Here is a 26027-nt window from a genome sequence, read left to right as displayed (position 1 = left end):
TTCAATATCAGGATAACTCCTTTGCCACATCAAATATTGCTTCAGCATCAAAGACCTGATCGTTTCTTTCAAAGAGCCTCTCAACACATGCTCTATGGACCTTCATCTTAAGACCGCCAATCCCTGAGGAGCCAAAAAGAATTTTCCCCTCTATATTCTCTCCGTCAAAGGAAGATTTCATGCCCTCTATTCCTAGAGGTGGAACTGCATTGACATCCCCCAGAACTTTCAAGGTAGGATTAGTCTTCCATATTTTTTCAGGTATCAATGTAACCCCCGGTGCGCCTGTGCACAGGGCAGCAATTGCCCCTTCCAGGACACGTCTCGTGCTATCTTCATCGAAGGCAGCTGCAGGGGTTATATCGAAGCCAAACCTTCTTTTAATCTCATCGACGGCTTTTTTCGCTCTTTCCATGTTCCTGGATGTAAGAACGACCTGTGCCCCTTCCAGTGCGAAAAGTGCCGCTGCACGTTGCCCCACCGGGCCGGTCCCCGCAAGCACGACGACCTTTTCACCTTTAATGTCAACGTGCTTAGACATTTTTGCCACCGCCGATGCTGATGTCGTATTGCATCCGCTTGGATCGAACATTACTGAATTCCTAACATTTCCAAAGAAAGTGTTTTTTACGACTTCCAATATTTCCTCCGCCTTACTCACATTAGAACCGCCAATGAATATAGCGCTTGATTTCAATTTTTCGCCGCCGCGGGTAAACATCACGCCATATACCAAATCTCTAACATTATCTTTCGTGACATTACCATATTGTAAAACAACATCAACTCCTGCATCATAAGCAGTTACAACGTCAAAAACGCTCGGAAATGGATCACAATCCAGTTGAAGCAAGATTTTTTTCAAGATACTTACCTCCTCCCTTTGTTTTTCTTATCTTACATTATTTCAGAACAATACAAAAGGGGCTCGGATGCACTCCGAGCCCCTATTTTGATCTCTACTTAACTTATACAGCCCTGTACCATTCGCAATACCCGCAAGGACCAACGCCCTCGCCTTTAACATAAGGAACGTTTCGTTTTATGAGCTTTGTGACAGCGCATCCCTTGCAGGCCCTGACCGGAGCTCCAGGCGTCTCTGGGTGCTTAGCTATGATATTCGTCATTAAAGTTGCAGTAGTGCACTCGGGGGTCAAATAGCATGGGAAGTCTGCCAAGGCCATCAATGCCGCAAACCGCTGGGTAATTGCACAGGCAGGATAGGTGTAGCGCTGTGGATTGCTCACGATTTCATGTTTATCTATCGGCGACAAGTCTACCTCGATTCCCTTAATTTTGCCGCCAGCTCCAAGGGGGCTAATATCGAGAATTTCCTCGCCGCGAAGTATCACGTCCATGAAGTCTACATTATGCAGTTCGTCTGCCTCTCCCCTCTTGGGATTCATGACGCAATAGTTGTGGAAGCGCTTTGTAAGCAGATCTATTACCATGGGAACGGTGAAGCTGTCCAACCAAAGAATATACGCCACTGCACAGGCAGGCGCACCTGTAGCAACAGTAAGGACATCCCATTCACTCTTAAATGCCCCGTCTTTCAAACCTTTCCTCAAGGTGTTTTCAAAGACCTGCATTACTGCATCGTATATTCCAAAGACCATATCGCTCTTAAACATATTGTACGCCGATTGGGAGATATGGTGTCCTACATCGCCTACACAATAAGCCGGAACAGCTGTAATGTTAGCAGGATGCACACCTGCTTTGAGGGCAGCTACTACATAGGGGCGCATCCTTTCTTTATATTGTGCCATGTATTTTCTTACGTCGAATGAGCTATGAGGGCCGTGACCCCCAAGGTTATGGGTTTCCATCAATCTGGCTTGTGCCTCGACAGGTTCCTTATAAATGAACTGGAATTGCTCGACCTCAGCTTCTTCTGCTTCAGCAGCGGATTTGCCCGACTCGATGGCCGCCCTAAAGGCCGCTCCAAACCCGTATGATGTATTCATGCCCCACGATTTGCAAGCCAAAATCGTCTTTTTATGCTTTTCGGGAATATCAAGACCTATCAAGATTTTGTTGACTAAATTCGGGACCGAACCAACGGACAGGGCAAAGTCAACCACGCAAGTTGGTCCATACATGCCTCCATAACGACGTGCAGCTTCCCGGCCAATTAGCGCTTTATTATCCGCGATAGCTTCAATAAATTTCTCCATCGATTTCTTGAATTCTGGGTCCTCTTCATACAATATCTCGAGTATAGGTGGGGTTTGATAGTGTTCTACGAAAGGATCATCCTCAGGACGGATGTAATCTGTCAAACCTTTTAATATCTCATAATGAGCATTAACCGATTGAACATGGAGGTCGATGACTTCCTTGCATTGGCCCTCTATGACAGTCATCTTGTTGACCGCATCTACATAGGGCTTGCAATCTTCCAGCTTGAAATGACCGCCCCTTTTTTCCTTGATGACTAAAAACACTGACTTGGTAGCTTCAATTGCTTCATTAATCATCTTTTCCAGAAGATTAGCCATCGTTTCCTTCCCCTCCTCAAATAAAATTTTGTATCAGTTTTAAATTTTAGCCCTCCTTTCCATTAGCTCTCCTCTTTACCCCCCTCCTTCTTTAGTGAGATGTTCTGTGGACAATGGACAACTTGACTTGTTATCTATATTACAAAAAAAGCACAACCTTGTCAAGAAATGTTTACACGTTATAATGATAACATTATAACGTGTAAAATCCTAATCGCGCCATATTGTAAATTACTATGATCGCTTCTTCACTCTAATCTAGGTAAAGATACCCCTCCTTTGGGCAAGACCCCTACAGTACCACCAGTAATTCTTTTGAGGGCTTCGTAAAGAGCTTCTTGCACTGACTCAAATGGTTCGTAGCCAAGAATGCCAATATCTTCTTCAGATAATCCGGCTGTTACTATAAAAATGCGTGCCTTTTCTCTGATTTTCGCATTGCAAATTGCAACATCCGCGGCCACAAGGTCAGCATTAGCGTCATCGAGTCTTGTATTACGTGCTTTTATTAAAGCTTTGTCCAAGGGGAGACTCAGCCACTCCCTGAAGCTTGGGTGATTGTGCACAAGTCCTTCTATACAGGGAGCAGCAAAAATTATGATCCCCCCAGGCTTGACTGCAAAATACGCTGAAACGAGTCCTTTTTCTCCCTGCCAATAATCGATGTCACATGGAGAAGCACTGACGATGACAATATCAACCGGTTCCGTAATTTTGACCTTATATGACTCCTCTGCTAGAAGAGCGCCCTCCCTGTGGGCTTTAACGAAATCTCCCCCAAAGAGGCCTACAACTTCTCCATCGAGGTTTTTAACGGTGTTCAGTATGAAAGCGAGCCCTGCTTTTTCGGCAACTTTTTCTATTCCAGCCCGACAGGGATTCTCTGCGACTCCGAGAGGAATATCAGCTAGCAAAGCAGCAACAATATGAGTCGCTGCTGTGGTTGCATAGCCACAGATTCCAGGCTGCACAATTTTCGCTCCGCCTGAATAACCAGCATCGGAATGAGGAACAATGTCACCAAGTCCGATCAAAAGATCTGCTTCTAGGGCGTTCCTGTTTAATTGTACGGGTATTTCATAATCACCAGACATCACGTAGCCAAGGTGCACGAGGCTTTCCGTCTCATTAATATTATGCTGGTCTACTTTGAACCGCCCGTACATTGCGGGCCCAATTTTTTCCTTAATTTCTTCTTCTGTCATCACGCGATGTGTTCCTGGTGCAGTCAAAAAGCTGATGTTTTCATCTCGAACCCCATGGTAGTTCAAATATCCTACAAGAATCGGTAGGATATCGGATAAAGGGGTGTTTCTCGTATTGTCCTCAATCAGCATAACGATATTTTTCTTGCCTCGAGCTAGCTCTTTCAATGGAGCAGTGCCCGTGGGCGCATCAAGTTGCTCAATTATAGCCTTTTCCAGATTCTGCAGAGGTGGAAGCGACCGTCCCCTTCCGGTAAAACGAAGGGTTTTGTCGGGAACTTCAAACTTCTGCCATGATTCCCCAAAAGGAATGCTCATTTGCATGGCCATAATCCTCCTTAATTATTCCTAGGCAACCGTCACAACATCCTAAACGTTGTCGAGCGCAATTTTCTAACCATACTTGGTCCAATATAGAGAGGGTAACTCCAATTTTGTGTTAAAAACCTTATGGTATTCTTTGAGGCTAATTAACATGTCATTTAGCTACTTTTTCCTCAGGCTTAGTAGTTTTGTCAAATCATCTTTTTTGTCCATTTACCCATGACCGGTGGCCCATTGTACATGACTTATCTACCTTCATAAACACCACTGCACTGGCGGCCATCGCCTTCAAGATGTACGTTGTGTTGCCACAGATATGCAAGACGATCATACACTCCGGAAGGCTAATTTTGTGCTTGACTAAGGCGGAAGGCCCCGTGGGAGATGGCGACCTTCCGCCGGCTGTGCCCTAGTAGGGGTATTCCACCCCAAGCTCGGCCAGCTCTTCCTTCATGCGCTTAAATTGATCCAGATATTCCTGGCGAGGCACTATCTTGTCCATGTCGTAGACTTCCTGTATGGTCTTGCCGTAATTGTCGATGGGGATGTTTTCCTCATACTTTTCCAGGAGCTTGATGCAGATCTCGTTGGCTTTCTCTCGCGATATACGATTCCTGAAGGATGCCCTCGCCGTTTCGTGATAGAAGCGGCTTTCCAGCGGAGTCGCCCTATCGGTGAATTTATTTCGACATGTGGCACAACCCCATGGATGTCCGCCAGATGGCTCTATGGCCAAGGCATGTGCTGCAGATTCGTAGTATACCTGATCCGTTCCAGGTCCCGCATTGGCGAAGAGGTTGTTGAAGAAGGAAAGCCTGGAATTGCGAGCGATGGCCTGAGAGAGGACGCTCTGCAACCACAGCAGCTCGCGGGTCGTCGTGGACTGCCATCTCAAGTGGAAGGGGAAGTGCAGCGTCCAGATGCTTCCGTAGAGGCAGGCGCCCTCAATTGCGTAGGCCGTCTGCAGGATCAACGTTCCTTCGATCCCGCCGGCATATCCTCCGTAGACGGCCCCTGCGAGGTTCCCGAAGACGTTGCCGTAACTGCGATAGTGAAAGGACTTATTTAGCATCTGGCTGTTGGTCGTCATCTCCGTCAAGATCGAGACCATTCGTCCATCGAGATGTTGGGGGCGCACTCCCCACGAGGGGTTGGCGGCGGCGATCTGCGCCTGATCCGTCTCGGCAGTTCCGACCGAGACGGTATATACGTCGGGACGGCCGACCAATCGCTGGGCATCGCGCAGGTTCATGGCGTGTTCCATCGCTGCAGCCACCTCCGTGGGGGCGTTCGAGGTCACCTTGCGCCCCATGAAGTCCTCCAGCAGGGGGGCGCAAAGCCCGTCCAGGAGGGGCTCCTTCAAATAGGCCATGCAGGCCTTTTTGTGGATGTCGGTGCTGAAGTTGGCATCGGGGCTGAAGAGGTGGAAGGGGCGATGAACGCCGTCTTCGACCGAGCGGATGCCCAACCTCCTCTGGTCGTGACCTGCCCCGACCGTGTACTCCGGCTCGAGGCTCTCGAGCACCTCGTTTACCTCTTCTTCGGAGAACTCCATTACTCTGTGGGCGTTTTGGTGGTAGACGCCCACCCTGATGAAGAACTCCTTGGCGGCGTTCCAAACCGTATCGGCGAATTTGTCATCAGTGTTGACGACAGTCTCGCGATCCCACTTTATTTCGTATTTTTTGATTACATCCTTCATTATGGGAATGAAGCGCTTGATGATGTATTCGTTTTGGTCCCTATAAAAGGGCCCGTCCAAGGCCTTCCCGAAGACCTCCCACATGCGAAAATTTGACATGATTTTCTTCCTCCTTCGTGTTATGGGACTTTATGCAGTCCGTGCGGCGAGCTGTTTTGCAACTTCAACGGCCTCAAAGGCGTCGAAGGCCCAGCCGTCCGCTCCGATTTCCTCGGCCCACTCCCGCGACGTGGGAGCTCCGCCGATCATTATCTTAAATTTGTCGCGCACGCCGGCCTCCATGGCAATTTTGATGAACTCCTGCTGAGCTGGCATGGTCGTGGTCATGAGGGCCGACAGCCCCACGATGTCCGCCTTGTGCTTCTTGGCTTCATCTATGAAGGCAACGTGGTCAACGTCGGCGCCGAGATCTACGACTTCGAATCCGTTGGCCTGCAGCAGGAGCCCAACGACCGTCTTGCCAATTTCGTGGTAGTCGCCGGAAACGGTGCCAATCACTACGGTGGGCTTCTTGGCGGCGCCGGTTGCGGCGTACTCTTGATCTATTTTTGGCTTAAGTATTTCCATGGCGGAGATAAAGGCATCGGCCGCTACGACCAGCTCGGGCAAGAAGACCTCAAATCTCTCGAATTTTTCCCCCAACTCCTGCATTGCCTCCGTTAGGTTATCTACCACATCCTTCACTGAAATATCGGACTCAAGCAGCTCCTTTGCGATGTTGATAGCCTGCTCCGAATCTCCCGTCACTACAGCTTCCCTCAACTGTATAATTTTGTTCATTACGACTACCTCCTTGTTATGAATCTGGATATATGCATTTGGGTTTTGGTATTTAGGCAGCCCTTGAGGGGTGGACGCCCCCTCAAGGGCCAAGCGTTACTCCCTTCTTCAACTGCGGTAGGTGATATCCTGAATTTTGTATATTGATTTATTTTTTCATTTGTTTCCTGTTCATCCAATGCAGTGGTTCTTGCCCAGCAAGTACCCTGACGATTTCTTGTGCCGCTTTCTGCCTGAGCTCAACGATGGACTCTTCTGAGTAAAAAGCAATATGGGGAGTAATGATGACATTGGGAAGATTTGCTAAATCAGGAACACCTTTCGGCGGTTCGCATTCGAGAACGTCCATGGCTGCCCCAGCGATGACACCTTCTTTCAAGGCTTGATAAAGGTGATTTTCGTTGATCAACGCTCCCCTGGACGTATTGATTAAGTAAGCTGTAGGTTTCATCTTCTTAAGGGTTTCACAGTTGATGACGTGATACGTTTCGTCGGTCAAAGGGGCATGGAGGGAAAAGGCATCTACGAGCGGGAAAAAATCATCAAGGTTTTCGATCCTTCGGATATTGGCTTGGGCAAGCACATCATTCGGCACGTAGGGATCATACCCCACTACTTCCATGCCGAAGGCTGCGACACGTTTGGCAACTTCGCGGCCGATTGAGCCACATCCTAACAAACCATAGACTTTGCCCCGAAGTCTTGGAATCGGCTTTGCATCGTTAATTTGCCAAAAACCAGTTTTTACCCTATCTGCAAGGTATACCACTTTCCGGATGCTTGCAAGAAAAAGGGATACTGTATGGTCGGCGACCTCTTGAATGCAGTAGTCAGGAACATTGGCAACCATAATACCACGGCGTGTTGCCGCCTCGACATCAATATTATCGACACCAATTGCAGCGCTGACGATAATCTTGCACCTCGAAAGAGCATTGATGACATCTGCGCCTACAGTGGCAAAATTTACAAGCAAGGCGTCGCAATCAGCAACTTCCGCAAGAAGTGTTGCCGGATCATCAGAGCTAGAAAGTCTGAGTTCGGCGTCTATCGCTAACAGTTCCGCCTCCTCAATAGAAGTGTCTAAATATGCTGTGTCAGTCATAAAAACGGTATATTTTGCCAAGACTCATTCACCTCTTTACGAAATTTTCTATTCCTCATCGGTTTACATCGCAAGCTACCGTTTTCAGTTAATTGTCACCTAGTGTCAACGGTCCCTCTGGACTGTGAAATATTCGGCACGCGCTTCCCTTTCTTCAGGCGATTTCTCGTTGCATTAAGTTTATCCAATGAATTTAAAAATACCCATCGTTAAAATGGGGAAGTAGGTAAAAAGCATTAGACATACAATCATAACGGCGATAAAAGGCAGTAGGGCCACTGAAATTTTTTCAACACTTTCTTTTGAAATAGAACATGCCACGAAAAGGTTAATTCCGTACGGCGGCGTCACGAATCCTATCGCGAGGGCAAACGTTATGATCATGCCAAATTGAATCGGATCAATACCCACTTGAGTAACGATGGGAAGTAAAATGGGCGTGAGGATGATAACGGCGGGGATATTGTCAATAAAGCAGCCAATGACCAGCAGGAAGATGTTGACGATCAACAAGAGGACGAAGGGGCTATCAGACAAATTGATCAGCAACGACGCGAGTGTCTTGGGAATTTGCGCCAAGGAGAGATAGTTTGCGAATGCGATGGAAAGACCGATCATAAACATCAAGGAACCGTTAATCAGGGTCGTCTCTTTCATACTCTTGTAGATTTTTTCAAAATCAAGCTCCTTGTAAACGAACTTTCCTATAATGAAGGCATATACCACTGATACAACCGCTGCCTCGGTAGGGGTAAAGATGCCTCCATAAATGCCACCCAAGATAATTACTGGCATCATCAAAGCTTCCCACGATCTTTTTAGACTTGTAAGTACATTCTTCTTTGCACGTCTCTCGTTGCTGCCGTAATTCCCTTTTTTTGCTATGAAGTAGCTCACACACATGAGGCTAAAACCTATTAAGCATCCAGGGATGATGCCCGCAATAAACATGTCGCCAATGGATACTTGCGCGGCAATAGCGTAGATGACGAAGGGGATCGACGGAGGAATAATCACGCCAATCGTTCCTGCACTAGCAGTTAAGGCGGTGGCAAAATCCCCTCTGTAATTCCGTTCTTTCATTGCGGGTATCATAAACGACCCGATTGCAGAAACAGTAGCAGGGCCTGACCCAGAGATAGCAGCAAAGAACATGCAGGCTAATACTGTCACCATTGCCAATCCGCCCGTTGCAAACCCCACTATAGCATCGGCCAGATCGATAAGCCGCTTAGAGATGCCTCCGTTATTCATTAGTGATCCTGCAAGAATAAAAAATGGTACCGCAAGAAGAGGAAAAGAATCCAACCCCGTATAGGCCTTTTGAGCTACAAACATGAGCGGCATTGAACTGGTAAAAAACATAGAAATAGCCGTTGATACACCAATCGTTATACCAATTGGAACACCTATTAAGATAAGAATCAACATTAGCCCAAAAAGAATAACGATATTCATCATAGCGCCTCCCCCCTTCCTGATAAGGCATTCGATAGAAAATTTTTCAGCTCCAGCAGAAGGCGTGCAGTCATCAGCATCGAACCAACCGGAACAGATGCGTAAACCAGATACATAGGGATATAAAGAGCAGGAGAGGTCTGCTGCATAGAAGCTACGAACATAGTCATTTTCCAGCCCTGAAATGCAAGAAAAATAGAAAAGGCAATCCAAATGACAAGCGAGCTAAGTTCTAAGATACTCTTTGCCTTACCTTCGAGACGGTCCAACAACACCGTTACTTTCACGTGTGCGCCTTCTCTCACTGCAAAGCTCGTCCCTATCCAAGAAAACCAGAGAAACAGAAAGCGAGCCACTTCTTCGCTCCAGAATAGCGAATGATGGAAGACATAGCGCATTATAACTTGCACAAAAACAAGAACAACGTTAAATGCGAGAGTCCCCAATAAAAAATATTCTTCTATAAGGTTCAGTTTCTTGAGCATAAGTTTGCCTCCTTGCCTTGCCAAATCTCCAAATGAGACTTGTGCCTCCAAAGCTCCTGAACTATTCCACAACCCTAATTATCTGCGGTCCACTGAATTACGTTATCGATGAGTTCGTCATCCCCCACAATCTTTCGAATATCGTCATAAAGTTTAGCGCCAATCTTCACAAAGGCATCGATTTGCTCTGGCGTAAGCTCATTACATTTCATCCCTTTTTCTTCGAGGTTTGCTCTTGCCACTTTTTCTTCTTCGCTGATCAGCCTTCTCTCAGCCTCACAGAAGCGTCGTGATGCTTCTTTAACAATTTCCTGGAGATCTTCAGGAAGTTTATCGAACCAGGCCTTGCTGGTGACGAGCATAGTCGGCTCATAGACATGTCCCGTGAGCGAAACATATTTCTGCACCTCGTAAAACCTTGCCTCTTCAATTAAGACTAGGGGGTTCTCCTGGGCATCAACAGTACCCTGCTGGAGAGCCGTATAAAGCTCACCCCAGTTCATGGGAGTCGGATTCGCGCCAACGGCCCTGAAGAATGCTATATGAATTGGATTTTCCTGAGTACGGATCTTAAGTCCCTTCATATCCTCCGGTGTGTAAATGGGCTTACGATTGTTGGTCACATGGCGGAAGCCATTTTCAAAATACCCAAGGTTGTATAAGTTAATTTTGGGTAAAAACGAATTGAACGTGGACCCGAGTTCGCCATCAAGAAGTCGATAGGCTGTCTCCTTATCTTTGAAAAGGTAGGGTAATCCCATAACCTGGAACCGCTTATCGAATCCAGTGATGGTACTTGGCGTGGCACAATCCATGCCAAGGGCACCATACTGACACATTTCGACCATTTCCCTATCTCCCCCAAGCTCGCTGTTGAAGTAAAATTCAATCTTAATACGCCCACCCGCATGTTCTTCTACATATGGCACGAAAACATCCTTAAAAGTTAGATAGTATGGGTGGGTTTCAGGGGTGACGCTTCCAATCTTGAGGACATATTGTTCCTCCACAGCAATACCCACATTGGCCACCAAGCATAACAATATTGCAGCTACGGAAAAAATTGCCACTCTTTTAATCATTTTCTTTTACCTCCTTCTACTATTATTTACTATAAATTATGTATACACCAGACAAAGCAGGATATCCAAGAAAGCTTTTTGGTTTCTACCTACTGATAGTTTTCAATCAAGCTATGTCAATTTTTACTTTTACTAACTTATTTCCTAGCCATGAGTTCTATCGCTGCTTCTCTGATACGTTTCATCCCTTCTTCAATTTCATCGTATGAACGGCAATAGGCGATCCTGACGAATCCGGGAGTTCCAAAGGCATCCCCAGGAACCACTGAAACACCCTTTTCCTTCAACAAATACATGCAGAAATCGAGGGCTGAGATACCTAGTTTTTCGATGCTAGGAAACACATAGAACGCCCCTTGAGGGACAACGAAATCTATCCCGGGGATATCCTTGAGATAATTGATCACCATATCCCTGCGACGACGGTACTCAGCTACCATATCCGCAACGTAGTCATCGGCATGTCTTAGCGCAAAAGCAACCCCTGTTTGAGCAAAAGAGGTGGCACAGGACGTGATGTTTTGGTGACATTTCACTGCATAGGGTGTCATTTCTCGAGGCATTACAAGCCAGCCTACCCTCCATCCTGTCATGGACCATGTCTTGGAAGCGCTTGATGCAATGATGGAACGTTCGCTCATGCCTGGAAGGGAAAAGATGCTCAAATGTTCCCCCTCATATAGAAATTTTTCGTAACACTCGTCTGAAAGTACCCACAGATCCTTTTCCCTAGCGAGTTTCGCTATTGCAGAAAGGTCTTCCCTGGAGAGAACTGCCCCCGTAGGGTTGTTGGGAGAATTGAGAACAATGAGCTTAGTTTTATCCGTCACTGCTTTTTCAAGATCCTTGACTTGAAGACGGAATCCATTTTCCATGCGGCAGGGCACAGTAACCAGTTTTGCACCAACAATGGATAGCTGATCCGAGTACGCTGCAAAATAGGGTGCAGGGACGATAACTTGGTCTTCCGGCTCAAGGAGGGTCAAAAAGGCAACAAGCATTGCTTCCATAGCCCCAACTGTAACTAGGACATTTTTATCAGGATCGACGGAAAGACCATTTTCCTTTGAGTATTTTTCCGCTATGGCCAGTCGGAGATCTGGATCCCCTGCCATATCAGTGTAGTGGACATTACCAGCATCGAGAGATTCCTTGACGCATTCCTTTGCAGCAGGCGGCGAGTCGAAATCAGGTCGCCCAATCTCCATATGCACAATATCCCGTCCTTGTCTTTCCAGGTCCTCAGCATATGCCAGGATTTCCCGAATTCCTCCCTTAAGTGGAATATTAACCATACGACTATTGGGAAATTTGCATTTTGTTGCCATCACAACATCATTCCTCCTTACTAAATATGCGATTTTATATCTTGAGCTTACCAAAAAGCCGTATTCACAAGTTTATATCTTCAAATTGCCCAAGAAATATCGATATCAAAGGGGAGGTTATATTAAATGTTAGGACGTATACCATTGTGAAAGATGCTTTTTAGTGTAGACACAAAATTATATCTTCCAACCGGACTTTTAACGATTAGCAAACTCACAGATTGGGCCTCAACAAAAAAGCCAAAACATCTATACAACATGAACTAATGGACACATAATCACATTACATTTATGGATAAAATAGATAATTTTTATTGCGACTATGACTAAAACTGTAGCTTTCTTCTCTATTGGGATATGTAGAAACAATTTAAAAGACCAAATAAAATAGCTGGATAGAAAAAACATATTTGTATAATTTTGGTTTTATAATATTACAAGAAACGATAATTAGTAGATAATCAAAAAATATGATTTATTTTCATCATTATTCAGCAGTATGTTGTTTCAAAATTAACTTATTCTAAATGACAAATAAAGAGAGGAATGTGGCTTATTTACGCAAATATGAAGCAAAAACACGTACTCCATCTTAATATATTATTATCAAGGTACGAAAAATATTGCAATAACATATCATCCCTCTCTTTTTATATCATGCTAAAGCCGACTGTCCCTTATTCCGCATATATATGTACATGTTTGTCTTTATATATTTGAGACAGTATCATATGCATGTTCGTTTGTCAAACACCTATGTGCTGACCACGTAAAACGTTTATATGACAAATTTATTGAGGAAAAACAGAAAAGGACCACTCGTTTCAGTAGATTACTTGTGTTCACCCAAAAATTTTAAAGAAGGGCCTTGGATTGAACAAGGATATTTCCCCACAAACTTTCCACACTATTTGAAATAGAGCCCTTTTCCTATTGACAAGAGGATAAAGCCGTGATAGATTTTACTCAACTTACGGAGGGAGACATTGATAATCATGGCTCTAGTAGGAAGTATAGTAAAAATGAATAATAATTGGTGGTGGCAGGCTCGCTGAGTCTGCCGTCCGTGGCCTAAATAAATTTTAAGAGGGCCAGGGAGGCAGATCCTTCAGGATCAGTCTTCATGGCCCTCTGTTTATAAGCAAGTTATAAGTAGGTTTTTACAAAATGGAGGGCCCCTTACAGGGACCCTCCATTTTTAATTAGTTTTAAGGCTAGCCAAGGGGAGATGTTGAATGAATAGCAGAGACGAAAAAAAGGCAGAAGCAATTTCTTCCAGTTCAGAAGTACAAGAAAAAGAGATCTTGGAAACAAAAAACAAAGAAAATTATGCTTTAGAGCTTTATGAAAGCTTTAGGGGTAAAAACCCAACATTTTTGATGGAGAATAAAAATTTCATCATCATTGGGTCGATTCCGAAAACACTATTCCGGGTTAAAGACGAAATGACCATTGTGCAGTACCGTGAAGGCGATATAAATACTTATCCCAGGGAAGACTTTTTTAAGGTCGTCGATGAATATATGGAGGAAAATCTGGTTAAATCCAATCCTGAATTACCATTCGATGGATGTGGCCTTTTGGGCTACATTGGTTACGATGTCATATTGAAAAAAGGCTCGACTCTCTCTCAATTTCCAGAAGCGTTTCTCTTCGAACCCTCGGTTTATTTCGTTATGGATAAGGCCACCGGCCAAATTCTTCACTCCAGCTCGACTGAAATCACTCAAGAGATTCCCTCAAAGCCTATCGAGGGACATGCTTTTCAAAAAGAAAAACTATTTGATGAAGAACATAGTATTCACGATAGATTTTTATGCGAACTCGAGTCCGTTCCATCTAAAGAAGACTTCATACAAATGGTACATCAAGTTTTAGAACGAATTGAACGAGGTGAAGCAAACCAGGTAGTGCTATCTAGACAATTAAAGTCAAAGGGACGTATCTCTCCGATTTCACTATATAAAATCTTACGAGAGATTAATCCTTCACCTTATATGTTCATCATGGAGTTCGATGGCAAAAGCTTGGTAGGAGCGTCTCCCGAGCTCCTTTTAGAAATAAAGGACGGGATTGCTCTTACTCGCCCTATTGCGGGTACAAGACACCGCGGCAAAGACCTTCATGAAGACGATTTCTTTGAGATGGAGATGCTATTTGACGACAAGGAACGACAAGAACATCTACTACTTTTAGATCTCTCCTTAAGCGAGTTTAATGACATATGCCTTAAAGAAAGCATCAAGGTATCAAAGTATTTCGAAGTGGAAAAGTACAACAAGGTAATGCATTTGGTTTCTCAGGTAGAAGGCAAATTATGTTCCTGCATCACACCTGTACAAGCCTTAAAAGCCTCCTTTCCTGCCGGTACGGTAACGGGCACTCCAAAGAATGTAGCCATCAAGATTATTGATGAAGTCGAGCCAATCTCAAGGGGTCCTTACGGTGGAACCATTGGCTACATTGGATTCAACGGGAACTTGAAAATGAGCATAGCCATAAGGACCTTTATGCAGGTTCATGAGGAGTTAGCAATTCAAGTCGGGGCAGGGATAGTTGCAGGTTCTGTCCCTGAAAGGGAATTCCTAGAGACGCAGAACAAGGCTGCGGCCCTAGTTGAAACATTAAAAATAGCAATCACGAGGAGGGATAAAGATGCTTAAAAACTACATTGAAAAACTTACAGCAAAGGAGAATTTGTCTTATGAGGAAATGTATGAGGCCATGATGGAAATCTTAAATGGCTCTGCCTCCGAGATAGAGACGGCAGGCTTTTTAGTGGCGCTTCGAAGCAAGGGGGAAACCGTGGAGGAAATCACCGCTGCTGCAAAGGTCATGCGAGAAAAAGCAACTAAAGTAAAAGCTCCTCCGACAGCCATAGATACCTGCGGGACTGGAGGAGATGGCGTCGGAACGTTTAACATTTCCACAATTGCATCTCTGGTCATAGCCGGAGCAGGTATACCGGTGGCCAAGCACGGAAATCGCTCCATTTCGAGCAAAAGCGGCAGCGCCGACCTGATGGAAGCATTGGGCGCCAAGATTTTGTCCTCTCCCGAAGATGTAAGAGCATCCATCGCTCAAGTAAACTTTGGATTCTTCTTCGCACCGCACTTTCATAGGGCTATGAAAAACGTCGCGAGGACGAGAAAAGAATTGGGGATAAGGACACTATTTAATCTGTTAGGCCCTTTGAGCAACCCTGCCTTTGTAAATTACCAAATAATGGGCGTATATGACGACTCTCTGACAAGACCCCTTGCAGAAGTTTTAATGAATCTGGGGTTAAAGGGCGCAATGGTGCTACATGGCCACGGCGGATTGGATGAACTATCCCTTAGCGGACCTAACCACATTGCATTCTTAAAAAACGGAGAAATAAGAGAATTTTACCTTTCGCCTGAGGACGTAGGGTTAAAGCGAGCTCCGCTATCGAGTTTGCTGGCCTATTCGCCTCAGGAAAACGCAAAAATCGCGCTTGAAATCGTAAACGGCAAGGAACGAGGACCTAAAAGAGATGTAGTGGCCTTGAACGCAGGGGCAGCCTTTTTAGTAACTGGTACCGTAAAAAATTTTTCCGATGGGGTACAATTTGCCCTTCAAGTCATAGACAAGGGGCTTGCCGCCGATACGCTTTATCGGATAGTCAAATTCACAAACAGCATAGGTGAAGCAGCATGATCTTAGATGAAATCGTGAGCAAGAAAATTGAAGATCTAGAAGCCTTAAAAACTCCCAAAAAATCGCTTTATAACGTTTTAGGAACTGAGGGAATTTCTATCATTGCCGAGATGAAAAAGGCTTCGCCAAGTGCTGGGATTATCCCAGACGAACTAGATCTAGTCTCCAGAATTAAGCAATACGAGGCAGGTGGCGCCAAAGCGATCTCTGTGGTCACGGAAAAACATTTCTTTCACGGAAGTCTAGCCATGCTAAAAAAGGCACAAGAGGCGACCTCATTGCCACTTTTACGCAAGGATTTCATTTGTGAACCTTTGCAAATATACGAAAGCCTTTTTGCCGGAGCTGACGCAATACTCATAATAGCTGCCTTGATTCATGATGAGCACGAGCTATGCGACTTTGTATCCTTGGCGCACCACCTTGGGATGGAGGCCTTAGTCGAGGTTCATGAAGACGAAGAATTAGTAAAAGCAATCAAAAGCGATACAAAGATCATAGGGTTTAACAACAGGGATTTGACTAATATGACGGTGGACATCAAAAGATGCTTTCATCTTATGGAACTCTTCAGAAAGCTTGAACCTGACAGCCAAAGAAAAATCGTGGCTGAAAGTGGAGTAAAAACCAATGATGACGTGAAACTACTGGAAGAAATGGGTTTCGATGGCGTGCTGATAGGTGAAACTTTGATGCATTCGTCAAATCCCAAAAAAACATTAAAGGCCTTATTAGGTGACGGAGCATGTCATTAAAGGTAAAGATCTGTGGTCTCACAAGAAAAGAAGATGTAGATGTCGCTATAAAGGCAGGAGCTGATGCAATAGGTTTTATCTTGGCACCAAGCCCGAGGAAAGTGGATATCGATACAGCAAAGAAATTGGCACGCGATATTCCGCCTTTTGTATCGGTAGTAGCCGTTGTGAGGGATCCTTCTTTGGAGCTGATGAGCCAAATCATCGAGAGCAAAGTTTTTGATGCAGTCCAGTTTCACGGCTGCGAAAGCGTAGATTTTGTATCCAAGTGTCCGCTTAAAACGATAAAGGCCATAGCGGTAGCGGATGAAAAAGACGTCTTACTCGTTCACCTTTACGAAAAGGAAGTAAACTTCATGCTCTTTGACACAAAGCTTGGAAAGCTTTTTGGCGGCACAGGCAAATCCTTTAACTGGCAGTTGATAAAAAATTTTAGACCCCATAAACCATTCATTCTGGCCGGTGGCATTGGGCCGGAAAATTTAGAAGATGCCATCAAACATGTGGATCCTGACGCTGTAGATACAAACAGCGCCTTGGAAGTAGCTCCCGGCATCAAGGACAAAAAGAAAATTTATGAATTCATGAAAAAAATTAAAAGCATTAACAATGTGTAGGAGGGAGAAAAATGGTACTTAAAGGATATTTTGGACGATTTGGTGGGAGATTTGTCCCGGAGACGCTAATACCGGCACTGGAGGAGTTAGAAAGGGTTTACCTTGAGGCTAAAGATGATCCATCATTCATATCGCAATATCATTATTTGCTCAAGGAATACTCCGGCAGGCCCACTCCCCTTTATTTTGCGGACCGTTTGTCAGAATACCTGGGAGGCATAAAGCTCTACCTCAAGCGTGAGGACTTAAACCATACCGGTGCACATAAAATTAATAACGTCATCGGACAGATACTACTGGCACGTCGAATGGGAAAAAAGCGGATCATTGCCGAAACAGGCGCAGGCCAACATGGACTGGCAACTGCGACAGCTGCTGCAAAATTTGGACTTGAATGTCATATATATATGGGCGTTGAGGACATTCATCGTCAGGCACTAAACGTCTATAAAATGAGAACCTTAGGAGCTCGGGTGATTCCCGTAAATTCCGGCAGCAAAACCCTTAAAGACGCCACCAACGAAGCAATCAGAGATTGGGTAACCAACGTAGCAACTACTCACTACGTAATCGGGTCAGTGGTGGGACCTCACCCCTACCCCATGATGGTGCGAGATTTTCAACGTATCATTGGCGATGAGGCGAAAGAACAAATATTGGAAAAGGAAGGCCGTTTACCCGACCTTTTGGTCGCTTGCGTAGGAGGCGGCAGCAACTCGATTGGATTGTTTTATCCATTTGTAAATGACAGGGAAGTAAAGATGGTGGGGGTAGAAGCCGCAGGATACGGGATAGAAACGGGCCAACACGCAGCGGCCTTGACCGGCGGCACTATTGGAGTATTGCACGGATCTCGCTCCTATGTTCTGCAAGATGAATATGGCCAGATTATGCCCGCTGTCTCCATATCAGCCGGATTAGATTACCCGGGGATCGGTCCGGAACACAGTTTCTACCACGAAACCGGTAGGGTTTATTATACTTATGCCTCTGATAACGAGGCAATCGAGGCTTTCAAGCTTTTATGCGAAACGGAAGGCATCATCCCGGCTTTGGAGAGCGCCCACGCTCTGGCTTACTTGATGCGAGAATATAAAAACATCAGGCCTGGATCGCTCGTAATCCTTTGCCTCTCGGGAAGAGGAGATAAAGATATGGATGCCCTGAAGGGAAAACTTTTTAAGGAGGAGGAATAGATATGAATACGTTAAGAAAAGCTTTCGATCGCGGCAAAATATTAATACCTTATATAACAGCCGGTGATCCTGATTTGGAAACTACGGCGGAAATCATCAAGGAACTCGATAATATAGGGGTTGGAATTATAGAGGTTGGCATGCCCTTTTCGGATCCGCTTGCAGATGGTCCTGTGATCCAGGCAGCATCTCAACGAGCGCTGGCCAAGGGAGCGACGATTACAAAGATATTTGAGATGCTAAATGAAATCAAAGGACATATTAGTACTCCAATCGTACTAATGGGATATTTTAATCCCATTATAAAGTACGGCGAAAAATCTTTCGTGCAGGACGCCCTGGCCTGTAATGTATCCGGCATACTTATCCCCGACTTGCCCTTTGACGAAGGTAAGGAGTTTTATGACCTTTGTTTAGACCAGGGGTTATGCCCCATCTACATGGTGACGCCAAATACGAAAGAGGATAGGTTAACTGAAATTGGAAAAGTCACGAAGGGGTTTTTGTATTGCGTATCACTTCTTGGCATAACAGGAGACAAAAGAGGCCCCATAGAAGAGATAAAGACCTATATGGAAAGGGTAAGAGCACGCGTTTCCGCTCCGCTTGCACTTGGTTTTGGGATAGATAGCCCCGAAAAAGTAAAAGCTGTAAAAAATTACACAGATGGCATAGTCATAGGAAGCGCAATAGTTAACATCATAGCCGAAAATTCAAGCTTGGGAAGGGAAGCCCTCAAGGAAGAAATATCAACATTTACATCAACCCTTCTAAGGGTCCTCAAAGAACCCCCTTGTCAATAAGAAGCTCCGGGGTTGTAGGTATTAAAAAGGCGAGGAAGGGATCCTCGCCTTTTTGTTTGCTAAAAGATCGCGTAATCTGTATCCTTTGGATCACATACAAACATGTGTCCCGGTGAATGAGTTATAGCAAAGGGAGGTTTGCTTGCCATTAGAGCTGCCTGTGGCGTCACGCCGCAGGCCCAAAATACCGGCACCTCACCCCGATTTATTGTGACAGGATCGCCAAAGTCTGGTTTGTTTATGTCCTTTATCCCAATGATGGAAGGTTCGCCTATGTGCACAGGGGAACCATGGACGGCTGGGAAACGACCTGTTGTCAAAACTGCCTTGGGCACTTGATGAGCCGGAATGGGCCTCATGCTCACGACCATGGGACCCGAAAGCCTTCCTGCCGGCACGCACTGGATGTTAGTTATATACATGGGAACGTTGCAGCCGCATTCGATGTGACGAACGGGGATGCCGGCATCGAGCAATGCCGATTCAAAGGTAAAAGAACAGCCTAAAAGAAAAGCCACGAGATCATCGCGCCAGTAAGAGGTTATATCTGTTGGCTCTTCTAAAAGCTCCCCTTTTTCCCAAACCCTGTATTTGGGCAAATCAGTCCGCAAGTCTGCTCCTTTTGCCACAAGCTTCGGCTCTGGATCCCCTGGTTCAGTTATATCAAGCACCGGACACGGCTTCGGATTTCGTTGTGCAAACACGAGAAAATCATAAGCCCAATCCTTTGGCAGTATAACCAGATTTGCCTGGACGTGTCCTTTAGCCATTCCAGCAGTAGGGCCTGTCCACTCTTTCTTCCTTATGGCTAATCGAACTTCTTGCGGACTTTTTTGAGCGTAATCTATAGCCTTCATAGCTTTATCACCTCAGACATTGGCCTAATCTTTATGCCGGCTGCCTCCAAACCTTTCCTTATCTCAGTGGCCATTTGAACTGCCTTGGGCGAGTCTCCGTGCAGACATATGGAATGAGGCTTAAGATCGATGATATGGCCATCGATGGTCTCAACCTTCCCTTCCTTGACCATGCGGACCACCCTTGCTACGGCCAACTCAACGTCATGTATCATAGAACCAGGAACTTTGCGCGGTACCAATGTCCCGTCTGCTTGGTAAGCCCTGTCGGCAAACGCCTCGGCAGCATATGGCACCCCGACTTCAGCAGCTGCTTTATCGAACTCGGAATTTGCTAAGCCAAGCAAAATTAACCCTTCACCAGCATCCTTCACGGCCTGAGCTATTGCAACCGCTAAGGCATTATTTTTGACAGCTTGATTGTAAAGCGCTCCGTGAGCCTTGACGTGCTGTAATTTAATTCCCACGGCGTTACACACCGCTTGCATTGCACCTATTTGATACAAGGTGTAGGCATAAACTTCATCGGGCGTCACATCAATATTTCTTCGACCAAAGCCCATTAAGTCCGGGTAACCTGGATGAGCTCCTACGGCCACAACTTTTTCCTTGGCAGCCTTCACAGTCGTGAGCATCACGACGGGGTCACCAGCATGAAATCCACAGGCAATATTGGCTGAACTCACAAATTGCAAAACGGACTCATCATCGCCCATCTTCCAAGCTCCAAAGCTTTCGCCCAAATCGCTGTTTAAATCTATGACATACATTGAACACACCTCCTAAAGACAAATCTATTCGAGCTCTTCTACAGTTACATCATAAGTTTTTCCATCTATTTTAAGCATCCAATGGTAAATTCCCTTATCCTTCGGTTCTTTTTTTGGGAAGACTCTGCGAGATCTATAGGAAGCTCGAAGCTTTAGCAACTCTTTTATTTGTTCTCTTTCAGCTCTTGTAGCAGCGATCGATTCCTCCAAAGATATAGCCTTAAAACTTACGCTTTGTCCTGGTATACGCTGCGCCAAAGTGGCTATATCGGGAGTACACAAAACAGCTATTTTGGTGTAACCTCCCGTAGTTTGCCTATCTGCCAACATGCATATAGGTCTGCCGTGACCCGGCACTTGAACAGCACCTAATGGAATAGCATCTGAAATGATGTCAGCACCGGATTTATGCTCTATCGTCTCTCCCTCGAGCCTATAACCCATCCTATCGGCTTCATTCGTTATCTTATATTCCGACTCTAAAAAAGTCTTTATGCCCTTCTCCGTGAAGGCGTCATCCTGGGGACCTAAAACCACACGTAAGGGCAAATCCGGCCCTCTTTCGGGCCTTAAATATTCGGGACAAATGAAATCGGCAGCAAGCCATGTTAGAGGTTTTAAAGGACCTGTTGAAATCTCATCTCCTGCCTTTAGAGCTCTACCTTCTAGCCCTCCTACGTTAGCTCTTAAATATGTAGATTTGCTTCCCATTATTAAAGGTACATCGATGCCACCGGAAATGCAAAGATACGATCTACAGCCTTTCCCCTTAGGAGAAGTTACAGAAATTACGTCTCCTGCCGTAACTTTTATCGATTGCCATAAAGGCGCTTCAATTTCGTTTATGGTAAATTCTATTTCTGCTCCCGTTAAAGCTATGAGGCCTTCGCCTTCCGCCACGGTAAGCGTGGGTCCCATCACTGTGATTTCTAACGCCGCTTCCTGAGGATCGTTTCCAACCAATATGTTCCCAATCTTTAAGGCTTGAGGGTCCATAGCCCCTGCCACCGGCATTCCTTTACCCTGATACCCCCAACGGCCTAAATCCTGGACGGTCGTAAGAAGTCCCGGCGTCGATACTTCAAAGATCATTCAGCCTCACCACTTTTCGGAAAAATTTCAGGCTTGTATTCCCTGGCTGCAACTTTAGCTGCTATTTCATCGTATTCTTCTTTGGCAATGCTTTGAAACCTAACCCACATTCCTGCATCGATTAAAAAAGGCGGTTCGCCCTCGGGGTCAAAAAGCCTCAAGGGTGTCCTTCCTATTAACTGCCATCCACCCGGGCTTTCTATGGGATATATCCCCGTTTGTTTTCCAGCTATTCCAACACTTCCTGCCGGAATAACCTTTCGCGGCTCTTTTAGCCTAGGCGTGGCAAGGGTTTCGTCCATGCCACCAAGGTAGGAAAAACCAGGCGTAAAACCCAACATATAACAGTAGTAGTCTGGCGCTGTATGTCGGCGTATTATTTCTTCTTCTGTAAGGCCCGTGTGGCTTACCACATTTCCCATGTCGGGGCCAAATTCACCACCGTAACATACCGGGATTACTATGGTAAGTCCTCCTTCCGAAATTTCACCTTTGGTTTTCTGGGCCAAAATTTTTAGCCTTTCAAAGAAAGGTCCTACATATTCTACTTCCACAGGGTCAAAATAAACCGCCAAAGACCGGTAGGTTGGAACCATCTCCACAATACCGCCAAGCTGGGCACATTCGATGTATCGACGAAGCTGCTGCACTTTAGCATTCGTTTTCATATCTATGCTGTCCCCAAATTCCACAATTACAGCGCTATCGCCCGCATATAGGATCTTTGGTTCAAGATATTCAGCCACTTAAACACACCTCTTAATTCGCTAAACTTAAAAATAAAGGCAAAGAGCCATCAGATTTGGGCCCTTTGCCTTTTGAAAGCTATTTAAACATCGTAAAGATTCTGCCAAGCGATATGATACCCATCCACAGGGTTATCGCCACCATGAAATAACCGGCAACCGTAAGCCAAATGGGGTGTTTGTACTCTCCTACTACTTCCTTTTTATGTGCGGCTAACAAGACGGACAAAAGTGCCAAAGGAAGGATCAAACCATTGACTGAACCAGCGAAGATCAACAGTGTAACTGGTTGTCCAACTGTTACGAGAACTATAGTCGAAGTCACAATAAAACCAATAATCCACCAACGGTTATTCCTCTGGATGGCCTTAAACAAGGTCTGCAAGAAAGATATTGAGGTAAAGGAGGCACCCACGACCGATGTTATCCCGGCTGCCCACAAGATGACACCAAACATCCTATAACCAATTTCGCCCGCTCCGAGTCTAAACGCAGAAGCAGGGGGATTGGATGGATCCAAAGTATGACCCGCCCACACCACTCCGAGTATTGCCAAAAAGAGCAGTATCCGCATAATTCCCGTTATTATGATCCCGTTTGTCGCCCCGCGAGTGACATCTTTAACGCTCTCAATGCCACAAATCCCTGCATCTAGAAGCCTATGAGCACCGGAGAAGGTGATGTAACCTCCAACGGTACCTCCAACTAGTGTAATGATGACCATCCAGTCAATTTGAGATGGCATGAAAGCCTCTCTTACAGCAACTCCAACGGGGGGTTTGGTAACAAATGCTGTATACAAGACAAGAGCAATCATGATGAACCCCAACACCTTGGTAAATTGGTCCATGGCACGACCCATTTCCTTAGACAGAAACAACGCAATTCCAATACACGCGCTGATAATGGCTCCCCATGCAATGGGCAATCCGGTAACCACATTCAAGCCCATCGCAGCTCCCGCAACATTGCCTATGTTAAACACCAGGCCACCTAGGGCAACCAAAAAGGCGATGAGATACCCAAGACCTGGAAACACCTTGTTTGCCACATCCTGAGCACGCATCTCAGAAACAGCTAATATTCGCCAAACATTTAATTGCACGACTAAATTGATGATTATGGATACGACGATAGCAAAAGCAAAAGAAGCCTTTAATTGGCTGGTAAAAACAGCCGTCTGCGTCAAAAATCCAGGCCCTATGGAAGCCGTAGCCATTAAAAACGCAGCTCCTAACAAAATGCTCAGTGTTTCTTTCCTGCTTCTTTGGTCAGCGCTACCGACTGATTGTTGTTGTGTCACGCTCTACACCTCCTGTGGATCTTGTCAAGCTCTTTGTAAAAGTATCTGCTCAAAAACTTCGGCAAACGCCTGATAAGCCTCGTCACCGTATAAATAAATGACGATCTCTTTAAGCGAGGTCTCTTCTTCCTCTTCTATGTAGTAAATCATCTCTTCTAACATTGCCCGCGCGCAAACGTCATAAGACACAGCCCCTACACCTGTTCCAAGTGCAGGAAGGGCAACGCGCTCAATTTTAAGTTCGTCACACCGTATAAGGACATTTTGCGTAGCCTCACGAATTATCCTCTCGCTTGTTTTGAAATCTTGACCCATAACGACAGCATGAATGACATAATCAACCTTTAAATTTCCAGCACCAGTCACTACGGCCTCGCCTATCTTAACAGGCCCAATTGACACCGCTTCCTTTTCTATCTCATCACCTCCCTTTCTTTTTATAGCTCCTGCGACACCGGAACCCATCCAAAGGTGATTATTTGCAGCATTTACAATGGCGTCGCCGTCATAAGCCGTTATATCACCATTGCAAAGCCTTATCATGACTGTTTTCACGCGAGCTTCCGTAAGCATTTTTCTCCCTCCCTTCAAGAGAAATATCTTGATCTTATTATTATGCTTAAAGATTGTGCTATCAATCTCGTGCTTTATGACAATACCACATATCCAAAGCGGGGACAAACCGTTATTTTGAGCGCTTTTAACCAGCAATGTGCCAGAGGATGTTTATCGGCAATGCTAATAAAAATAAATTACGAAACCAACTAACGCCCAATTCAACCATATTTTTAATAGGCCTTGGCAAACACGGCCATTCTACCGCCTTGTTTTTTGGTATAAAAACAGGTCCTCTCAGTTGAATCGTCCAATAAGAAGCATCGAATGGTAGCAGTGGTGGCTTCTTTTATCGCTCTTTCGTCCTCTGGGGTGCCGGCAAAGCAAGCCTTGATAAATCCTCCTTTTTCGTTCAATGCCTCTTTGAACTCCTCAAAGGAATTCACTTGATAGGTGTTTTGTTCGCGAAACGTCCTTGCCCTTTCTAATAAATTGCCTTGAATGTCATCTAAAAGTTTGGGAACTTCCCGATCCACCGCATCAAGAGATATATTTATTACTTCGGTCGTATCTCGTCTAACTGCACGTAAACGTGAAGATGCCAACTCGGCTTCCCCCAACTCCAGTCGTAAAGGAATACCTCTTTGTAGATGATAAAAGAATCTATCACCAGGTCTCATGTGAAATTGAGTATCCAAAATAACCTGGTCCCTGCCCAAGGCTTTCTTTAGCCTTTCTAAGATATTTTTTGCTTCAGGTAATATCTTATCTTGCAATCGACTTTGATCGGGACTAATGGGTATAACGACGACCTTCACAGGTGCTACATTTGGCGGCAAAACAAGACCGTCATTATCGGAATGGGTCATGACAATTGCGCCTATCAAACGCGTGGACGCGCCCCAGCTGGTCGTCCAAGCGTACTCTAATTCTCCCTCTTTATTTTGAAATCTTATATCGAAGGCCCTGGAGAAATTTTGTCCCAAAAAGTGACTAGTGCCGGCCTGCAAAGCGCGCTTGTCTGTCATCATGGCCTCGCATGTATAGGTATTTTCCGCACCGGGGAATCTCTCCCCCTCTGATTTTTCTCCTACTATGACCGGAAGGGCCAAGACCTCCTCCATAAAAGAACGGTAAACCTCCAACATTCGAAGCGTCTCTTCCATGGCTTCTTCTCGAGTGGCATGAGCTGTGTGTCCCTCCTGCCATAAAAATTCTGAGGTACGCAAAAACAGTCGAGGTCTCTTCTCCCAACGTACCACATTACACCACTGATTGATTAATATTGGAAGATCCCTCCACGATTGCACCCATTTGCTGTACATGTGACCAATCACTGTCTCCGAGGTCGGCCTGACAACTAAGGGTTCTTCCAGTTCCTCGCCTCCAGCATAAGTGACGACAGCGCACTCCGGAGAAAATCCTTCTACATGCTTGGCTTCTTTTTCCAAGAAGGAATTTGGAATTAAAAGAGGAAAATAGGCATTCACATGCCCCGTTTCCTTAAAACGCTCATCTAGTTGACTTTGTATAGATTCCCAAATTGCATACCCCGTTGGACGGATCACCATACAACCCCTCACGGGGGCGTAATCGGCCATTTCTGCTGCCTTGATGACATCTAAATACCATTGCGAATAATCTTTCTCCCGGGGCGTGATATTACGTGCCATTGCCAT

The 26027-nt window shown here is 45.4% G+C and carries 24 protein-coding genes; 7 read left to right on the top strand and 17 right to left on the bottom strand.

What is annotated here, in order from left to right; all coding sequences use genetic code 11:
- Positions 1-7 precede the first annotated feature (7 nt).
- From AC5SXE_RS10125 to AC5SXE_RS10115, 3 genes are all read right to left on the bottom strand, one after another.
- Positions 8-865: an NADP-dependent methylenetetrahydromethanopterin/methylenetetrahydrofolate dehydrogenase gene (locus tag AC5SXE_RS10125; protein ID WP_493917333.1), complete on the bottom strand. Its 858-nt coding sequence runs from the start codon at positions 863-865 to the stop codon at positions 8-10.
- 103 nt (positions 866-968) lie between these two features.
- Entirely contained in the window at positions 969-2504 is a 1536-nt protein-coding gene (locus AC5SXE_RS10120) for a DUF2193 domain-containing protein (protein WP_493917332.1), read from the bottom strand.
- 248 nt (positions 2505-2752) lie between these two features.
- Complete coding sequence (locus tag AC5SXE_RS10115) at positions 2753-4033, bottom strand: nickel-dependent lactate racemase family protein (RefSeq protein WP_493917331.1); 1281 nt, start codon at positions 4031-4033, stop codon at positions 2753-2755.
- Between the two features lie 188 nt (positions 4034-4221).
- Between AC5SXE_RS10115 and AC5SXE_RS10110 the strand changes: the two genes are divergently transcribed.
- The gene (locus tag AC5SXE_RS10110; RefSeq protein WP_493917330.1) at positions 4222-4446 is read left to right on the top strand and encodes a hypothetical protein; all 225 of its coding nucleotides are present in this window, start codon (positions 4222-4224) and stop codon (positions 4444-4446) included.
- On the opposite strand, the gene AC5SXE_RS10105 is transcribed toward AC5SXE_RS10110, so the two are convergent.
- The 7 genes from AC5SXE_RS10105 to AC5SXE_RS10075 all read right to left on the bottom strand — a co-directional run bounded on the left by AC5SXE_RS10105 (position 4443) and on the right by AC5SXE_RS10075 (position 11973).
- Positions 4443-5819: a monomethylamine:corrinoid methyltransferase gene (locus AC5SXE_RS10105; protein WP_332636634.1), complete on the bottom strand. Its 1377-nt coding sequence runs from the start codon at positions 5817-5819 to the stop codon at positions 4443-4445. The genes AC5SXE_RS10110 and AC5SXE_RS10105 overlap by 4 nt on opposite strands.
- Before the next feature lie 45 nt (positions 5820-5864).
- Positions 5865-6515, bottom strand: coding sequence for a cobalamin B12-binding domain-containing protein (locus AC5SXE_RS10100; protein WP_303883751.1), 651 nt, complete (start codon positions 6513-6515; stop codon positions 5865-5867).
- A 148-nt stretch (positions 6516-6663) separates the two neighbouring features.
- Positions 6664-7641: a C-terminal binding protein gene (locus AC5SXE_RS10095; RefSeq protein ID WP_493917329.1), complete on the bottom strand. Its 978-nt coding sequence runs from the start codon at positions 7639-7641 to the stop codon at positions 6664-6666.
- Positions 7642-7800: 159 nt separating this feature from the next.
- Positions 7801-9081 carry a TRAP transporter large permease gene (locus tag AC5SXE_RS10090; RefSeq protein WP_493917328.1) on the bottom strand — a complete coding sequence of 427 codons (1281 nt, stop codon included), beginning with the start codon at positions 9079-9081 and terminating at the stop codon, positions 7801-7803.
- On the bottom strand, positions 9078-9563 hold the full coding sequence (locus AC5SXE_RS10085) for a TRAP transporter small permease (protein WP_310846075.1): 486 nt from the start codon (positions 9561-9563) through the stop codon (positions 9078-9080). Before AC5SXE_RS10085 ends, AC5SXE_RS10090 begins: the two co-directional genes overlap by 4 nt.
- A gap of 74 nt (positions 9564-9637) precedes the next feature.
- Positions 9638-10645 (bottom strand): DctP family TRAP transporter solute-binding subunit, encoded by a 1008-nt coding sequence (locus AC5SXE_RS10080; RefSeq protein ID WP_493917327.1) that lies wholly within the window; start codon positions 10643-10645, stop codon positions 9638-9640.
- A 137-nt stretch (positions 10646-10782) separates the two neighbouring features.
- Positions 10783-11973, bottom strand: a complete 1191-nt coding sequence (locus tag AC5SXE_RS10075; RefSeq protein ID WP_493917326.1) for a pyridoxal phosphate-dependent aminotransferase — start codon at positions 11971-11973, stop codon at positions 10783-10785.
- 1235 nt (positions 11974-13208) lie between these two features.
- Here AC5SXE_RS10075 and AC5SXE_RS10070 point away from each other — a divergent pair.
- Genes AC5SXE_RS10070 through trpA form a run of 6 tightly spaced genes read left to right on the top strand, consistent with a single transcriptional unit; the run spans position 13209 to position 19025 of the window.
- Positions 13209-14636, top strand: coding sequence for an anthranilate synthase component I family protein (locus AC5SXE_RS10070; protein ID WP_433913014.1), 1428 nt, complete (start codon positions 13209-13211; stop codon positions 14634-14636).
- Positions 14629-15654: an anthranilate phosphoribosyltransferase gene (gene trpD, locus AC5SXE_RS10065; RefSeq protein WP_433913013.1), complete on the top strand. Its 1026-nt coding sequence runs from the start codon at positions 14629-14631 to the stop codon at positions 15652-15654. Before AC5SXE_RS10070 ends, trpD begins: the two co-directional genes overlap by 8 nt.
- Complete coding sequence (trpC, locus tag AC5SXE_RS10060) at positions 15651-16409, top strand: indole-3-glycerol phosphate synthase TrpC (RefSeq protein WP_332635464.1); 759 nt, start codon at positions 15651-15653, stop codon at positions 16407-16409. Before trpD ends, trpC begins: the two co-directional genes overlap by 4 nt.
- Positions 16400-17026: a phosphoribosylanthranilate isomerase gene (locus tag AC5SXE_RS10055; protein WP_332635463.1), complete on the top strand. Its 627-nt coding sequence runs from the start codon at positions 16400-16402 to the stop codon at positions 17024-17026. The genes trpC and AC5SXE_RS10055 overlap by 10 nt, the downstream gene beginning before the upstream one ends.
- 11 nt (positions 17027-17037) lie before the next feature.
- Entirely contained in the window at positions 17038-18222 is a 1185-nt protein-coding gene (gene trpB / locus AC5SXE_RS10050; protein WP_332635462.1) for a tryptophan synthase subunit beta, read from the top strand.
- 2 nt (positions 18223-18224) lie between these two features.
- Entirely contained in the window at positions 18225-19025 is an 801-nt protein-coding gene (gene trpA, locus AC5SXE_RS10045) for a tryptophan synthase subunit alpha (protein ID WP_493917325.1), read from the top strand.
- Positions 19026-19084: 59 nt separating this feature from the next.
- Here trpA and AC5SXE_RS10040 read toward each other — a convergent pair whose 3' ends face one another.
- From AC5SXE_RS10040 to proS, 7 genes are all read right to left on the bottom strand, one after another.
- Entirely contained in the window at positions 19085-19882 is a 798-nt protein-coding gene (locus tag AC5SXE_RS10040) for a putative hydro-lyase (RefSeq protein WP_433913011.1), read from the bottom strand.
- Positions 19879-20652, bottom strand: coding sequence for a LamB/YcsF family protein (locus AC5SXE_RS10035; protein ID WP_303884463.1), 774 nt, complete (start codon positions 20650-20652; stop codon positions 19879-19881). The genes AC5SXE_RS10040 and AC5SXE_RS10035 overlap by 4 nt, the downstream gene beginning before the upstream one ends.
- 24 nt (positions 20653-20676) lie before the next feature.
- Positions 20677-21744, bottom strand: a complete 1068-nt coding sequence (locus AC5SXE_RS10030; protein ID WP_303884465.1) for a 5-oxoprolinase subunit C family protein — start codon at positions 21742-21744, stop codon at positions 20677-20679.
- On the bottom strand, positions 21741-22490 hold the full coding sequence (pxpB, locus tag AC5SXE_RS10025; RefSeq protein WP_433913010.1) for a 5-oxoprolinase subunit PxpB: 750 nt from the start codon (positions 22488-22490) through the stop codon (positions 21741-21743). The genes AC5SXE_RS10030 and pxpB overlap by 4 nt, the downstream gene beginning before the upstream one ends.
- Positions 22491-22569: 79 nt before the next feature.
- The gene (locus AC5SXE_RS10020) at positions 22570-23709 is read right to left on the bottom strand and encodes an NRAMP family divalent metal transporter (protein WP_433913180.1); all 1140 of its coding nucleotides are present in this window, start codon (positions 23707-23709) and stop codon (positions 22570-22572) included.
- A 108-nt stretch (positions 23710-23817) separates the two neighbouring features.
- The gene (locus AC5SXE_RS10015; RefSeq protein ID WP_433913009.1) at positions 23818-24366 is read right to left on the bottom strand and encodes a macro domain-containing protein; all 549 of its coding nucleotides are present in this window, start codon (positions 24364-24366) and stop codon (positions 23818-23820) included.
- A 215-nt stretch (positions 24367-24581) separates the two neighbouring features.
- The gene (gene proS / locus AC5SXE_RS10010; RefSeq protein WP_303884471.1) at positions 24582-26021 is read right to left on the bottom strand and encodes a proline--tRNA ligase; all 1440 of its coding nucleotides are present in this window, start codon (positions 26019-26021) and stop codon (positions 24582-24584) included.
- Positions 26022-26027: the final 6 nt, after the last annotated feature.

Source organism: Acetomicrobium sp. (assembly GCF_059026225.1).
The sequence above is the reverse complement of the archived record's forward strand: the minus strand, read 5'-3'. Positions and strand labels throughout refer to the sequence as shown.

Bases quoted from the DNA above. Each gene is read 5' to 3' on its own strand.
- AC5SXE_RS10075 (WP_493917326.1), bottom strand. From the start codon at position 11,973: ATGGCAACAAAATGCAAATTTCCCAATAGTCGTATGGTTAATATTCCA.
- AC5SXE_RS10090 (WP_493917328.1), bottom strand. From the start codon at position 9,081: ATGATGAATATCGTTATTCTTTTTGGGCTAATGTTGATTCTTATCTTA.
- trpC (WP_332635464.1), top strand. From the start codon at position 15,651: ATGATCTTAGATGAAATCGTGAGCAAGAAAATTGAAGATCTAGAAGCC.
- AC5SXE_RS10015 (WP_433913009.1), bottom strand. From the start codon at position 24,366: ATGCTTACGGAAGCTCGCGTGAAAACAGTCATGATAAGGCTTTGCAAT.
- AC5SXE_RS10080 (WP_493917327.1), bottom strand. From the start codon at position 10,645: ATGATTAAAAGAGTGGCAATTTTTTCCGTAGCTGCAATATTGTTATGC.
- proS (WP_303884471.1), bottom strand. From the start codon at position 26,021: ATGGCACGTAATATCACGCCCCGGGAGAAAGATTATTCGCAATGGTAT.
- AC5SXE_RS10085 (WP_310846075.1), bottom strand. From the start codon at position 9,563: ATGCTCAAGAAACTGAACCTTATAGAAGAATATTTTTTATTGGGGACT.
- AC5SXE_RS10055 (WP_332635463.1), top strand. From the start codon at position 16,400: ATGTCATTAAAGGTAAAGATCTGTGGTCTCACAAGAAAAGAAGATGTA.
- AC5SXE_RS10120 (WP_493917332.1), bottom strand. From the start codon at position 2,504: ATGGCTAATCTTCTGGAAAAGATGATTAATGAAGCAATTGAAGCTACC.
- AC5SXE_RS10115 (WP_493917331.1), bottom strand. From the start codon at position 4,033: ATGCAAATGAGCATTCCTTTTGGGGAATCATGGCAGAAGTTTGAAGTT.
- AC5SXE_RS10035 (WP_303884463.1), bottom strand. From the start codon at position 20,652: ATGTATGTCATAGATTTAAACAGCGATTTGGGCGAAAGCTTTGGAGCT.
- AC5SXE_RS10105 (WP_332636634.1), bottom strand. From the start codon at position 5,819: ATGTGGGAGGTCTTCGGGAAGGCCTTGGACGGGCCCTTTTATAGGGAC.
- AC5SXE_RS10030 (WP_303884465.1), bottom strand. From the start codon at position 21,744: ATGATCTTTGAAGTATCGACGCCGGGACTTCTTACGACCGTCCAGGAT.
- AC5SXE_RS10020 (WP_433913180.1), bottom strand. From the start codon at position 23,709: ATGGCTACGGCTTCCATAGGGCCTGGATTTTTGACGCAGACGGCTGTT.
- AC5SXE_RS10070 (WP_433913014.1), top strand. From the start codon at position 13,209: ATGAATAGCAGAGACGAAAAAAAGGCAGAAGCAATTTCTTCCAGTTCA.
- trpB (WP_332635462.1), top strand. From the start codon at position 17,038: ATGGTACTTAAAGGATATTTTGGACGATTTGGTGGGAGATTTGTCCCG.
- trpA (WP_493917325.1), top strand. From the start codon at position 18,225: ATGAATACGTTAAGAAAAGCTTTCGATCGCGGCAAAATATTAATACCT.
- trpD (WP_433913013.1), top strand. From the start codon at position 14,629: ATGCTTAAAAACTACATTGAAAAACTTACAGCAAAGGAGAATTTGTCT.
- AC5SXE_RS10040 (WP_433913011.1), bottom strand. From the start codon at position 19,882: ATGAAGGCTATAGATTACGCTCAAAAAAGTCCGCAAGAAGTTCGATTA.
- AC5SXE_RS10100 (WP_303883751.1), bottom strand. From the start codon at position 6,515: ATGAACAAAATTATACAGTTGAGGGAAGCTGTAGTGACGGGAGATTCG.